The organism is Sphingomonas sp. EU05-FHT14C10 (assembly GCF_058790595.1).
The window spans coordinates 21,122-34,556 of record NZ_JBYTEN010000021.1 but is presented as its reverse complement, the minus strand read 5'-3'; the positions used below and the strand labels follow the sequence as shown (position 1 = coordinate 34,556).

Annotated in this window: 13 protein-coding genes; 7 read left to right on the top strand and 6 right to left on the bottom strand. The window is 66.3% G+C overall.

The window, feature by feature from the left end; all coding sequences use genetic code 11:
* Positions 1 to 15 precede the first annotated feature (15 nt).
* From AC3WT0_RS16570 to rsmA, 4 genes are all read left to right on the top strand, one after another.
* Entirely contained in the window at positions 16 to 2,235 is a 2,220-nt protein-coding gene (locus tag AC3WT0_RS16570; RefSeq protein ID WP_492754555.1) for an LPS-assembly protein LptD, read from the top strand.
* 66 nt (positions 2,236 to 2,301) lie between these two features.
* Positions 2,302 to 3,666: a peptidylprolyl isomerase gene (locus AC3WT0_RS16565; RefSeq protein ID WP_492754554.1), complete on the top strand. Its 1,365-nt coding sequence runs from the start codon at positions 2,302 to 2,304 to the stop codon at positions 3,664 to 3,666.
* Between the two features lie 7 nt (positions 3,667 to 3,673).
* The gene (pdxA, locus tag AC3WT0_RS16560) at positions 3,674 to 4,681 is read left to right on the top strand and encodes a 4-hydroxythreonine-4-phosphate dehydrogenase PdxA (protein ID WP_492754553.1); all 1,008 of its coding nucleotides are present in this window, start codon (positions 3,674 to 3,676) and stop codon (positions 4,679 to 4,681) included.
* On the top strand, positions 4,678 to 5,502 hold the full coding sequence (gene rsmA / locus AC3WT0_RS16555) for a 16S rRNA (adenine(1518)-N(6)/adenine(1519)-N(6))-dimethyltransferase RsmA (RefSeq protein ID WP_492754552.1): 825 nt from the start codon (positions 4,678 to 4,680) through the stop codon (positions 5,500 to 5,502). Before pdxA ends, rsmA begins: the two co-directional genes overlap by 4 nt.
* A gap of 3 nt (positions 5,503 to 5,505) precedes the next feature.
* Here the strand turns inward: rsmA and AC3WT0_RS16550 are convergent, their stop codons facing one another.
* From AC3WT0_RS16550 to guaB, 3 genes are read right to left on the bottom strand one after another with little or no spacing between them, the layout of a single operon-like run.
* Entirely contained in the window at positions 5,506 to 6,036 is a 531-nt protein-coding gene (locus AC3WT0_RS16550) for a tetratricopeptide repeat protein (protein ID WP_492754551.1), read from the bottom strand.
* Positions 6,037 to 6,071: 35 nt separating this feature from the next.
* Positions 6,072 to 7,241, bottom strand: a complete 1,170-nt coding sequence (locus AC3WT0_RS16545; RefSeq protein ID WP_492754550.1) for an RsmB/NOP family class I SAM-dependent RNA methyltransferase — start codon at positions 7,239 to 7,241, stop codon at positions 6,072 to 6,074.
* A gap of 12 nt (positions 7,242 to 7,253) precedes the next feature.
* Complete coding sequence (guaB, locus tag AC3WT0_RS16540; protein ID WP_492754549.1) at positions 7,254 to 8,711, bottom strand: IMP dehydrogenase; 1,458 nt, start codon at positions 8,709 to 8,711, stop codon at positions 7,254 to 7,256.
* A 140-nt stretch (positions 8,712 to 8,851) separates the two neighbouring features.
* Between guaB and AC3WT0_RS16535 the strand changes: the two genes are divergently transcribed.
* The gene (locus tag AC3WT0_RS16535) at positions 8,852 to 9,823 is read left to right on the top strand and encodes an SPFH domain-containing protein (RefSeq protein ID WP_492754548.1); all 972 of its coding nucleotides are present in this window, start codon (positions 8,852 to 8,854) and stop codon (positions 9,821 to 9,823) included.
* Between the two features lie 2 nt (positions 9,824 to 9,825).
* The gene (locus AC3WT0_RS16530; RefSeq protein ID WP_492754547.1) at positions 9,826 to 10,275 is read left to right on the top strand and encodes an NfeD family protein; all 450 of its coding nucleotides are present in this window, start codon (positions 9,826 to 9,828) and stop codon (positions 10,273 to 10,275) included.
* 2 nt (positions 10,276 to 10,277) lie between these two features.
* Here the strand turns inward: AC3WT0_RS16530 and AC3WT0_RS16525 are convergent, their stop codons facing one another.
* Positions 10,278 to 10,664, bottom strand: a complete 387-nt coding sequence (locus tag AC3WT0_RS16525) for a hypothetical protein (RefSeq protein ID WP_492754546.1) — start codon at positions 10,662 to 10,664, stop codon at positions 10,278 to 10,280.
* Between the two features lie 208 nt (positions 10,665 to 10,872).
* On the opposite strand from AC3WT0_RS16525, the gene AC3WT0_RS16520 reads away from it, so the two are divergent.
* Entirely contained in the window at positions 10,873 to 11,295 is a 423-nt protein-coding gene (locus AC3WT0_RS16520; RefSeq protein ID WP_492754545.1) for a DUF3597 domain-containing protein, read from the top strand.
* A 9-nt stretch (positions 11,296 to 11,304) separates the two neighbouring features.
* Here AC3WT0_RS16520 and AC3WT0_RS16515 read toward each other — a convergent pair whose 3' ends face one another.
* Together AC3WT0_RS16515 and AC3WT0_RS16510 are read right to left on the bottom strand one after the other, a co-directional pair.
* Positions 11,305 to 11,742 carry a hypothetical protein gene (locus AC3WT0_RS16515; RefSeq protein ID WP_492754544.1) on the bottom strand — a complete coding sequence of 146 codons (438 nt, stop codon included), beginning with the start codon at positions 11,740 to 11,742 and terminating at the stop codon, positions 11,305 to 11,307.
* A 42-nt stretch (positions 11,743 to 11,784) separates the two neighbouring features.
* Positions 11,785 to 13,383, bottom strand: a complete 1,599-nt coding sequence (locus tag AC3WT0_RS16510; RefSeq protein ID WP_492754543.1) for a phosphoenolpyruvate carboxykinase — start codon at positions 13,381 to 13,383, stop codon at positions 11,785 to 11,787.
* Positions 13,384 to 13,435: the final 52 nt, after the last annotated feature.

The window sequence follows — 13,435 nt, the reverse complement described above, 5'->3', positions numbered from 1 at the left end:
CGGTCGTTTCTTCTTATGGCTCTGCCCGTCGCCGCCGGCCTCGCTTCGTCCGCCGTCAACGCGCAGGACCTGGGACCACGCCAGAGCCCGCCGCCACCTCCGCCCTCGCCGACGGCCGCGACCGATGACGACAATATCGTCGAGTTCAGCGCAGACGAGATTCTCTATGGCCGCGACGACGACATCGTCACCGCCTCGGGCGATGTACGCATGTTCCGCGAAGGCAACAGGCTGCGCGCCGACAAGGTGGTGTGGAACCGCAAATCGGGCCAGGTGACCGCCACGGGGAACGTCGCCATCACCAATCCGCAGGGCGATGTCGCCTACGGCGATTCAACCGACCTGACCGACACGCTGAAGGACGGCGTGGTCGAGAATCTGCTGATCGTGATGGAGGATGGCGGGCGGCTTGCCGCGCTGCGCGGCACGCGCAAAGACAACATCTCGACACTCGATCACGCCGCCTACACGCCCTGCGCGGTGGTGGACGACAAGGGCTGCCCCAAGAACCCGACCTGGAAGGTCAGCGCGGCGCGCGTGGTCTACAACCCCAACAAGGGGCGCATCTATTATCACGGCGCGCGGATCGAGTTGTTCGGGTTGCCGCTGATTCCGTTGCCCGGACTTTCAAGCCCCAGCGACAACAGCGCGGGATCCGGCCTGCTGGTGCCCGACATGCAGTACAACCGGGTAAACGGATTCGACGTCGCCCTGCCTTATTACCTGCAGATCGCGCCCAACCGCGACCTGACGATCACGCCGCACATCTACACGAGCGTGCTGCCGCTGCTCGACCTCAAATATCGCGCGCTGACCAGCAAGGGCGCCTATCAGATCACGATGCTCGGCACGTCGAGCATGGTGCAGCCCGCTGGCGTCAACACGCCGATCACCGACGGATCGAAGAGGTTTCGCGGCTATCTCGACGCCAGCGGCCGGTTCCAACTCGACCCCAACTGGGACATCAGCGGATCGATCCGCGTCGTCACCGACCGCACCTTCCTGCGACGCTACAACTATTCCTACGACGACCGGCTGCGCTCGACGGTCCGGCTCGAGCGTATCGGCTCCGACAGCTATTTCTCGCTTGCCGGCTGGGTGACGCAGACGCTGCGCGCCAACGATCCGCAGGGCCAGCAGCCGATCGCGCTGCCCGAACTGGATTATCGCCGCCGTTTCGCCGATCCGGTGCTGGGGGGCAATTTTCAGCTCCAGCTCAACAGCCTCGGCATCACGCGGACGGACGGGCAGGATACGCAGCGCGCCTTCGCCGAGTTCAAGTGGGACCTGCGCAAATATACGCCCTTCGGCCAGGAAGTGACCTTCACGGCGCTGACCCGGGGCGACGTCTATCATACCGACGACACGCTCGCGACGCCGACCGTGATCTATCGCGGCGATCCGGGCTGGCACGCGCGCGCCATCGCGACGGTCGCGGTCGACGTGAAATGGCCCTTCGTCGGCCAGTTCCTCGGCGGCACCCAGCAGATCACGCCACGCGTTCAGATCGTCGCCAGCCCGAACATCAGCAACCTCAAGATCCCGAACGAGGATTCGCGCGCCTTCGACCTCGAGGACAGCAACCTCTTCGCGCTCAATCGCTTCCCCGGCTACGACCGTTACGAGGACGGCCAGCGCATCACCTATGGCGTCGACTATGCGTTGACGCTGCCGGGCTTCAGCATCGACGCCAATGTCGGGCAGAGCTACCGGCTGGACAGCAAACCTCAGCTTTTCCCCGACGGCACCGGGCTTTCGGGCCGCACCTCCGACATCGTCGGCCGCGCGGAAGTCCGCTTCCGCGATTTCGTGAAGATCACCGAGCGTTTCCGCCTCGACAAGGATACGCTGGCGATCCGCCGCAACGAGGTCGACGCCACCATCGGATCGCGCAAGACCTATGTCATGTTCGGCTATCTGCGGCTCAACCGCGACATCGACCCGAGCATCGAGGATCTGCGCGACCGCGAGGAGCTTCGCGCGGGGGGGCGCATCCAGTTCGCGAAATATTGGTCGCTGTTCGGATCGGCGATCGTCGACCTGACCGATCGCAACGAGGATCCGCTGTCGTCGAGCGACGGTTTCGAGCCGATCCGCCACCGTCTCGGCATTTCTTACGAGGATGACTGCCTTGAGGTTGGCCTGACGTGGCGACGCGACTATGAGGATACGGGCGACGCGCGGCGGGGCAACAGCTTCCTGTTGCGGCTGGCGTTCAAGAATCTTGGCAGCTAAGCCTAGGTTCAGGCGGCGGCGCGCAGGCTGACCGTCGTTTCGGAAATCTTGGGATAGAATCGGAACTTGACCCTTTTCAGATACAAGCGCGCGAATCGGGCCATCGGCTTCGTCGCTCTTCCGCTCATCATCGCGACCGCCACGGCTGCGCTGGCGCAAACCGCGCCCGAAGGCGCGGCAGCCGCGACCGATACGGGGCTCAACATCCCGAATGACGTCGTGCTGTTCAGCAAGGATGATCCTGCGGTGCGCAAGCCCACGGCGATCATCAACGGCGAGATCATCACACGCACTGACGTCGATCAGCGCCTAGCGCTCGTCGTCGCCGCCAACGGCGGGCGCGTGCCGCCCGAAGAAATGGACCGGCTGCGCCTGCAGGTCCTGCGCAACATGATCGACGAGACGCTGGAGATCCAGGAGGCCAAGGCCAACGAGATCGAGATCACCGACAAGGAGATCCAGCAGAGCTACGACCGCGTGTCGCAGAACTTCAAGCGCACGCCCAGGCAAATGACCGATTATCTCGCGTCGATCGGCTCCTCCGACGCCTCGATCAAGCGCCAGATCAAGGGCGAGTTGGCATGGCAGCGTCTGCTGCGCCGCCGCGTCGAACCCTTCGTCAACATTGGCGACGAGGAAGTCCAAGCGATCATGGACCGGCTGGAAGCCTCCAAGGGCGCATCCGAATATAAGGTCGGGGAGATCTACCTGTCGGCGGCGCCCGAGGCGAAGCAGCAGGTGTTCGACAATGCCGGCAAGATCATCGAGCAGGTGCATCAGGGCGGCTCCTTCGCCGCCTATGCGCGCCAGTTCTCCGAGGCCTCGACCGCCGCAGTCGGCGGCGACCTCGGCTGGGTGCGTTCGGAACAGCTTCCCGGCCAGTTGAGCGAGGCGATCAGCCAAATGCAGGTCGGGCAGATCGCCGGCCCGATCGAGGTTCCCGGCGGTTTCTCGATCCTCTACCTCGTCGACAAGCGTCAGGTTCTTATGGCCGATCCGCGCGACGCCGTGCTCAGCCTGCGCCAGCTTTCGCTCGCCTTCCCCGCGGGTATCTCGCAGGACGAGGCGGGCAAGCGCGCCGCGGCGTTTGCGGCTGCGACCAAGGCGATCCAGGGCTGCGGCACCGCCGACAAGGTGGCGAAGGACATCGGCGCCGAGATCGTCGACAATGATCAGGTCCGCGTCCGCGATCTGCCGCCGCAGCTTCAGCAACCCCTGCTCGGCCTGTCGATCGGCCAGTCGACGCCGCCCTTCGGCTCGATACAGGACGGTGTGCGGGTGCTCGTGCTTTGCGGTCGTGACGATCCGCAGGCGGCTTCAGGGCCGTCGCGCGACCAGATCATGGCCCAGCTCGAGGAAGAGCGGGTGAACAGGCGCGCCCAGCGCTATCTGCGCGATCTGCGGCGCGATGCGGTGGTCGATTATCGCTGAGGATCCGATGCCCCTTCTCGACCCGCTCGTCGTCGCGCTCGGCGATCCGGCGGGGATCGGCCCCGAGGTCACCGCCAAGGCGTGGATGGCCTGCCGCGATCTCGACGACTGTCCGCCTTTTCTTGCTGTCGGCGACGCACGCGCGATCGAGGCCGTTTGGGACGGCCCGGTCGAGCGCATCTACGATCCGTCGGAGGCAGCGCGCGTTTTCCCGACCGCGTTGCCGATCATCCAGGTCGAGGATGCCGGCGACATTCGACCGGGCCATCCCGATTTCGAAGGCGCGCGATGCTCGCTCGACTCGCTCGAGCTGGCGGTCGGGCTGGCACGGTCGGGCGCGGTCGGCGGACTGGTGACCGGTCCGGTGTCCAAGTCGCAGCTCTATGCCGTCGGCTTCACGCATCCCGGCCAGACCGAATTCGTCGCCGAGCGCTGCGGCATCGCGCGCGAGAATGTCGTGATGATGCTCGCCGGCCCGGGACTGAAGGTGGTGCCGATCACCACGCATATGCCCCTCGCCGATGTGCCCAAGGCGCTGACCGTCGACCTGATCGTTTCGCGATCGATCGTCACCGCGCGCGGGCTCCAGCGCAATTTTGGGATCGAACGCCCGCACCTCGCCTTTGCCGGCTTCAACCCGCACGCGGGCGAGGACGGTAAGCTCGGCCATGAGGAAATCGACATTGTCGGCCCGGCGATGGAGATCCTCCGCGCCGAGGGCATCCATGTCACCGGCCCCTTTGCCGCCGACACGATGTTCCACCCGCGCGCGCGCGAACTCTACGACGTCGCCATGTGCCTCTATCACGATCAGGCGTTGATCCCGATCAAGACGCTCTATTTCGACGATGGCGTGAACATCTCGCTGGGCCTCCCGATCGTCCGCACCTCGCCCGATCACGGCACCGCCTTCAACATTGCGGGGCATGATCTGGCGCATCCGGGCGCGATGATCGCGGCGATCCGCATGGCCGCTGCCGCCGCGCGGATGCGCCTCGAACGCGCATTGGCGTGACGCCGCTCCCCCCGTTGCGGGATGTCATCGCGCGCTACGGGCTGCGCGCGAGCAAGGCGCTGGGCCAGAATTTCCTGTTGGACAGTCAATTGCTCGATCGGATCGCGCGCGTTCCCGGCGATCTCGAAGGCGAAGCGGTCTATGAGGTCGGCCCCGGCCCCGGCGGCCTGACGCGCGCGCTGATCGGTGCGGGCGCGGAGGTGACGGCGGTGGAGCGCGACGCGCGCTGCATCCCCGCGCTTGCCGAGCTGGCCGCCGCCGCGCCCGGCAAGCTTCATGTTAATGAGGCCGATGCGCTCGGCTTCGATGCGCGCGTCGCAATCGGGCGGCCGCCGCACATCGTCTCTAACCTGCCTTACAATGTCGGCACCGCGCTGCTCGTCGCCTGGTTGACCACCGAGGATTGGCTTCCCTGGTGGAAAAGCCTGACCCTGATGTTCCAGAAGGAAGTCGCCGAGCGTATCGTCGCAGCGCCGGGCAGCGATGCCTATGGCAGGCTGTCGGTGCTCGCCCAGTGGCGCAGCGAGGCACGGATCGCGATGAACGTCCACCGCTCGGCCTTTACGCCGCCGCCCAAGGTGATGTCGGCGGTCGTGCATATCGTGCCCAAGGCCGCGCCCGAGAGCGTGGCCGTTTCGACGATCGAGAAGCTCACCGCTGCGGCTTTCGGCCAACGTCGCAAGATGATGCGCCAGAGCCTGCGCGGCCTGCCCGGCGCCGTCGAGACGCTCGAGGCGCTGGGCATCGATCCGACGCGACGCGCCGAGACGGTTTCGGTCGATGAATATGTGAAGATCGCCCGCGCGCTCGACGCGCGCTGAGGCTTATTCAGGCTTCTGCGACTTGGCTTCCTCGCCCACCGCCGGCACCTTCGGCGCGGCCTGGGCGGCGAGCACCGCCGGCGGCGGCCCCTTGGCGATCACGGCGGCCAGGCGATTGCCCTCAGGGCAAGTCTTGCTGCACAGCCCCTTGATCTTGGCGAGATTTTCCTTCGCCTTGTTGACCGCGCCCTTCTGGACCATCGCATCGCCCTGATCGGCAAGCGCGGTCAGGTCATTGGGCTCGAGATTCAGCGCCTCGCGATACATGCGGATCGCCTTGCCCGGCAAACCCTGCGCCTGCGCGGTCTGGCCAAGCGCGATGAAGGCGGGGCGATTGCGCGGATCGATGGCGAGCGCGCTTTCATACATATCGGTCGCGCCCGCGAAATCGCCGGCACGGCGCAGCGCATCGCCCTTCACCACCATCGCCACCGATCGCGGATCGAGCTGATTGTCGGCGCGCTGGCTTTGCCCGGCGCTCGACATGGTCAGCAACGCAAGCGACAGGGCAAGGGCGGTGGGCGTGAAACGCATTACTATCTCCAAACGGCTCGATCGATGCTCGGTCATCACGGGCGTCTCAGTCGCGCGACGAAGAAGCCGTCCGTCCCGTCGCGCGCCGGGTCGACCGTCCGGCCCCTCCCCCGGCTGCGGCCGGCGGGACCGAAAGGCTCCTCGGCGTGCCAATCTGCGCGCGCGCCCATGAATCTGTCAACCTGATCCGCCCCCTCGGCATCGAGCAGCGAGCAGACGGCGTAGACAAGCGCGCCGCCCGGCTTCACCAGCGTCGCCGCGAGGTCGAGGATCGATGCCTGCGTCGCCGTCAGTCGCGCGATCCGCTCGGGCGTCAGCCGCCAGCGCGCCTCGGGGTTGCGCCGCCAGGTGCCGGTGCCAGAACAGGGCGCATCGACAAGGACGATATCGGCTTGCCCGACAAGATCGGCGATCGCCTGCGCCTCACGCCCGGCATCAAGCAGCCTTTGCTCGATCCCGGCAGCGCCCGAGCGTTCGGCACGCGGCGCAAGGCGCGAAAGCCGGTCGCGATTGGTGTCGCAGGCGATCAGCCTGCCCTCGCCGCGCATGTCCGCCGCCAGCGCGAGCGTCTTGCCCCCGGCGCCGGCGCACAGATCGACAACCGTCATGCCTGGCCGCGCTTCACAGGCGAGCGCGATAAGCTGGCTGCCTTCGTCCTGGATATCGATCGCGCCTTCCGCCCACAGCGGATGCGCCTCGATCGCGAAACCTTCGGGCAGGCGCACGCCATGCGGTGAATGCGGCGTCGGCACGGCTTCGGGAAGCGCGGTCAGCACCGCCTCGCGGTCGGCCCTGAGCGCGTTGACGCGCAGGTCGAGCGGCGCACGCGCAAGCATCGCCGCCACATCATAGTCAGCGAGCGACGGCGCGATCCATATCGGCACCGCCGATCGCTCCGCGCCCGCCTCACCTGTCCCGATCGGCGCGGGGCCGTGCGACGAGCCGTCGAAGCCGGCGGCCACCGTCTCGTCCTCGCGCGCCACGCCGATCATCGCGACGCGCCCCGATGCCGGACGGTCGCCCGATCGCCGGATCGCGGCATAGACGAGATCGCGCACCGCGCGCCGATCCTTCGACCCGGCATAGCGGCGCGTCTTGAAATAGCGCGCGATGAGCGTGTCGGCCGCTGCTCCGCCGTCGCGCGCGGCGACGATGATCGCGTCGAGCAGCTCGATCGCCGCCTGGATGCGTGCGGCGGGCGTCATGCGCTCGGCCGATCAGCGCGTCGGATAATTGGGCGCCTCGCGCGTGATGGTGACGTCGTGGACATGGCTTTCGCGCAGGCCCGCATTGGTGATGCGGACGAACTTCGCGCGTTCCTGCAACTCGTCGATCGTCTTCGCGCCGGTATAGCCCATCGCAGCGCGCACGCCGCCGACCAGCTGGTGGATGACATCCTTGGCCGGGCCCTTGAACGGCACCTGGCCTTCAATGCCTTCGGGCACCAGCTTCATCTGGTCCTTGATGTCCTGCTGGAAATAGCGGTCGGCCGATCCGCGCGCCATCGCGCCGACCGAGCCCATGCCGCGATAGGATTTATAGGCGCGGCCCTGATAGAGGAAGGTCTCGCCCGGCGCTTCCTCGGTACCCGCCAGCATCGACCCGATCATCACGCTGCCCGCGCCTGCGGCCAGCGCCTTGGCGACGTCGCCCGAGGTGCGGATGCCGCCGTCCGCGATCACCGGCACGCCAGATTTGCGCGCCTCGGCAGCGGATTCGAGCACTGCGGTCAGCTGGGGCACGCCAATGCCCGCGACGACGCGCGTGGTGCAGATCGAGCCCGGCCCGATGCCGACCTTGATGCCGTCGGCGCCCGCATCGATCAGCGCGCGCGTCGCCTCGGCGGTCGCGACATTGCCGGCGACGATCTGGACGGCGTTGGACAGGCGCTTGATCCGCTCGACCGCCGCCGAGACCATCTTGGAATGGCCATGCGCGGTATCGACGACGATCAGGTCGCAGCCGGCATCGATCAGCGCCTCGGTCCGTGCGAAGCCCGCGTCGCCCGTCGTCGTCGCAGCGGCGACGCGGAGGCGGCCCGATGCATCCTTGGTCGCGTTGGGATAGGTGACGGCCTTCTCGATGTCCTTGACCGTGATCAGCCCGACGCAGCGATAGGCGTCGTCGACGACCAGCAGCTTCTCGATCCGGCGCTGGTGCAGCAGGCGGCGCGCCTCATCCTGGCTGACGCCGGCGGGCGCCGTCGCCAGATTCTGGCTGGTCATCAGCTCGGAAACCGGCTGGTTCGGATTTTCGGCGAAGCGCACGTCTCGATGCGTGAGGATGCCGACCAGCCTGCCGCTCGCCTCGACGACGGGAATGCCCGAGATGCGATGATGCGCCATCAGCGCCTGCGCCTCGGCCAGCGTCTGCCCCGGCGCGATCGTGATCGGATTGACGACCATGCCCGATTCGAAGCGCTTGACCTGGCGGACCGCGGCGGCCTGTTCCTCGATCGAAAGGTTGCGGTGGAGCACGCCCAGCCCGCCCATCTGCGCCATCACGATCGCCATGTCGGCTTCGGTCACCGTGTCCATGGCGGAGGACATGACGGGGATGTTGAGCGCGATCTCCCGCGTCACCCGCGTCCGCGTATCGGCCTGGCTGGGAAGGACTTCGGATTCGGCCGGGCGCAGCAGGACGTCGTCGAAAGTGAGGCCGAGTTCGATGTCCATATGCTGCCTGCTGCCTTTACCGCCGGTTTAGGTAAGGCGCGCCATGTAATCACTGCGCTGGCCGAGCGCCAGCCCCGATTCCGCTTGGGCGCGCGATATGATGCGCCTAGACTGAATTGGTTGGAGGAGGGAGATTTTCGATGGCTGCAACTGCGGCGTTGTTCGTTGTTCTGATGGTGCTTTTCTATCTGGGGTCGAGCGTGAAGATCGTCCGCCAAGGCTATCAGTACACGATCGAGCATTTCGGGCGCTTCACCGGCGTGGCGCGGCCGGGCTTCAACTTCTTTCCCGCCTTCTTTTACCGCGTCGGCCGGCGCGTGAACATGATGGAGCAGGTGCTCGACATTCCCGGGCAAGAAATCATCACGCGTGACAACGCAATGGTCTCGACCGACGGCGTCGTCTTCTTCCAGGTCCTCGATGCGGCCAAGGCGGCCTATGAGGTGTCGGATCTTTACGTCGCGATCCTCAACCTCGTCACCACCAACCTGCGCACGGTGATGGGATCGATGGACCTCGACGAGACGCTGTCCAAGCGCGACGAGATCAACGCCCGCCTGCTCGGCGTCGTCGATCACGCCACCGAGGCATGGGGCGTGAAGATCACCCGCGTCGAGGTGAAGGACATCCGCCCGCCGTCGGATATCGTCAACGCCATGGCCCGGCAGATGAAGGCCGAACGCGAGAAGCGCGCGGCGATCCTCGAGGCAGAAGGCCTGCGCGCGTCGGAAATCCTGCGCGCCGAAGGCCAGAAGCAGTCGCAGATCCTGCAGGCCGAGGGCCGCCGCGAGTCCGCGTTCCGCGACGCCGAGGCGCGCGAGCGCGAGGCTGAGGCCGAAGCGAAGGCGACGCAGATGGTGTCGGAGGCGATCGCCGACGGCAACGCGCAGGCGATCAACTACTTCATCGCGCAGAAATATGTCGAGGCGGTCAGCCAGTTCGCCACCTCGCCCAACGCCAAGACGATCCTCTTCCCGGTCGAGGCCACCCAGCTCATCGGTACGCTCGGCGGCATCGGGGAGCTTGCGCGCGAGGCGATCAAGGGCGGTGACGACAAGACGCCAGCTGCGCCCGCCGCCAAGCGCATCAGCCCCTTCGAGCCCAAGGCCTGACCATGGATCTCAGCCCGCACTGGCTCTGGCTGATCCTCGCCGCGCTGCTCGCGGTGGCCGAGCTGATCATACCCGGCGTCTTTCTGATCTGGTTCGCCGCCGCCGCGATCGTCGCGGGGCTGACCACGCTGATCTTCGAGCCGTCGATCCCGATGCAGCTGCTGGTCTTCGGCGCGAGCGCGGTGGCCGCGGTCGCCGCCGGCCGCGCCTGGTACATCGCCAATCCGGTGGAGACGGCCGATCCGCTGCTCAACGATCGCGGCGCCCGCCTGTTCGGCAAGCTCGTGACCGTCGAGACTGCAATCGTGGGCGGTCAGGGGCGCGTGAAGGTGGGCGACGGCAGCTGGGCCGCGCACGGCCCAGATTGCCCGGTCGGCACGCAGCTGCGCGTCGTCGGCTGCGAGCAAGGCGTCCTCCTCGTCGATCGCGAGAACGCCTTGCCGCAGGGCTGATTTCAGCTCTTGCCGAACAGCCCCTTGGCGAAGCCGGCGATGTCGTTGATCGGATTGCCGTCGCCGTCGCGATCCAGCATCGATCCCAGCTTGCCCATCATACCGTCGCCGCCGGTCAGCCCGATCTTGCCGAGCAGGCCTTCGACATCGGCCTCGCCGAAATGCGCGGCGAGCGCCGGCAGCAGCGCCTGAAGCTTCGATACGTCGATCCCGGTTTCGGCCGCCGCGTCGGCCGCAGCGCCACCGGCATCGACACCGCCGCCCGCCAGCTTGCCCAGCATCGATTCGCCACCGGCCTTCAACTCGTCTGTCGAAAGCCCAAGCTGTCCGGCAAGCGCGCCGAGATCGATATTCCCGGCCTGACCAAGAAGTCCGTCGAGTAGAGACATGAAGCTGCTCCTTTTACGTCACAGGCGGCGCGCCGGATTCGGCGACCGCATCGAATCTAACGCATAGCCGGGGCCGCCGACAGCGCATTCGCCCCTTTCCCCACCCGGCGCGTCTCTCCCAGTCAACAAGTGTAAAATGGCACTCGCGCCCATTGCCGGGGCGTCACATTGGACGCGTAGTGTCGGTGCATCGGGAAGGAGTATCGACATGAGCATTTTCGGACGGATCAAGGACGCGATTTTCGGCAAGAAGGCGGAACCCGCCGCGCAGACGGCCCCTGACGCCACCGGCGACTCCAGCCCGCCAATCTTCGCGCCCGAAACGACGGGCATCGACCCGACCAACCTCGCCCCCGTGGCCACATCGACGCCGGCCGAGCCGGTCGACGTCGAAGCGGTGCTGACGACGATGGCCGACGGCAAGGATCTCAACTGGCGCACCTCGATCGTCGATCTGATGAAGCTCGTCGGGATCGATTCGAGCCTCGCCAACCGCGAGGAGCTGGCCAAGGAGCTGGGCTATGCCGGCGAACTCAGCGGCAGCGCCGAGATGAACGTCTGGCTGCACAAGGCAGTGATGAACGAGCTTGCCAAAAATGGCGGCAAGGTTCCCACCGCGCTGACCGACTGACGATCCGTTTCAGGCGAGGTCCGGCGCGACATAGCTCAGCCGGGCCTCAACCGAAAAGAGCCGTCCGCGACTGTAGAGGCCAAGCGGCCAGCCGCGCCCGCCGCGTTCCGACAGCAGCAGCGCATTGGCGCGCGCAGCCAGTTCCATGCCCGTAGTCTCGGCCGCGTGATCGCGCACTGCGGCAAGGAAGCAGCAGGTGATGCTGTGATGATAACCCTGGGTTTCGTCGTTTATCCCGCCGACGCTCTCGTTATAGCGTGAGATGATCTCGCGCAGATCGGCATCGAGATCGATGTCGGGCCGTTCGACCACCAGCCACAAGGTCGCGGCGAGATGGGCCTCATGCGTCCATTCGGCGCGCGGCAGTGTACGCGCGAGCAGCCCCTCACCCACATGGCGAACCGCGGCGGCGTCGGCAAACAGTCTTGGAGAATGATCTTCGGTCATCGGTCGGGCTTTCCTGAAGCGCCCGACCGATGGCCGGGCCTGTTATGCTGCCTTGGGAGCGGATTGGCGGACGCCTTCGTCCACATGCTCCGCAAATTCGGCGAAATTGTCGATGAATTGCTGGACGAGTTTGCGAGCCGTCGCGTCATAGGCCGCCTTGTCGGCCCAGGTTTCGCGCGGATCGAGGATCTTGTCGTCGACCCCCGGCACGCTCACCGGTACGCGGAAACCGAAATTGGGATCGACGCGGAACTCGGCGTCATTGAGGCTGCCGTCGAGCGCCGCATTGAGCAGCGCGCGCGTCACCTTGATCGGCATCCGGCTGCCAGCGCCATAGCTGCCGCCTGTCCAGCCGGTGTTGACCAGCCAGCAATCCACCCCGCCCTTCGCGATCCGCTCCTTCAGCAGATTGCCATAGACCGAGGGGTGGCGCGGCATGAACGGCGCGCCGAAGCAGGTCGAGAAGGTCGCCGTCGGCTCGGTCACGCCGATCTCGGTCCCCGCGACGCGCGCGGTATAGCCCGAGAGGAAGTGATACATGGCCTGCTCTGGCGTCAGCTTCGCGATCGGCGGCAGCACCCCATAGGCATCCGCCGTCAGCATGATCACGTTGCGCGGCACCGGCCCCATATTCTCGGCCGAGGCATTGGGGATGAAATCGATCGGATAGGAGCCGCGACTATTCTCGGCCAGGCTGTCGTCGTCGAGGTCGATCGCGCGCGTATCGGGATCGATCACGACATTCTCGAGGATCGTGCCGAAGCGCTTGGTCGTCGCGAAAATCTCGGGCTCGGCCTCGGGCGAAAGACGAATCATCTTGGCGTAGCAGCCGCCTTCGAAGTTGAAGACCGCCGTGTCCGACCAGCCATGCTCGTCGTCGCCGATCAACGTGCGCGAGGCATCGGCCGAAAGCGTGGTCTTGCCCGTGCCCGAAAGCCCGAAGAAGACGGCGGTATCGCCATTCGGCCCGATATTGGCGGAGCAGTGCATCGGCATCACGCCGTGCGCGGGCAGCAGATAGTTGAGGATGCCGAAGACGCTCTTCTTCATCTCGCCGGCATAGGCGGTGCCGCCGATCAGGATCAGCTTCTCGGTCAGGTTGACCGCGATCACCGTTTCGGATCGCGTGCCATGGCGCGCGGGGTCGGCAGCGAAGCTCGGCAGGTCGATGATCGTATAATCGGGGAGGAATCCCGCCAGATCGGCGATTTCCGGGCGCACCAGCATCGTGCGGATGAACTGGCTGTGCCAGGCGAACTCAGTGACCACGCGCACCTTGACGCGATGCTCGGGCTGCGATCCACCGAAAAGGTCCTGCACGAACAGCTCGCCCCTGGCGGCGACGGCAGCGAGGAAATCGGCCTTGAGCGCGGCGAAATGCTCCGGCGTCATGCCCTTGTTGGTCTTGCCCCACCAGACCGTGCTCTCGGTCTCGGCATCGCGGACGATAAACTTGTCGCTGGCCGAACGGCCGGTGTGCTTGCCCGTCGCGACGACTAACGGCCCGTCCTTGGCGATCATGCCCTCGCCCCGCCGAATCGCATGCTCGACGAGCTGGGGCGGCAGCAGGTTCCAGTGGAGCGTCGCGCGGGTGGCGATCCCCTGTGCCGCAAGATCATGGATGGGAACGGGCAGTGACATGGCTTCTCTCTCCTCATCCCGCGAATGGCTTGCGCATCCGTCGGGCAGATCA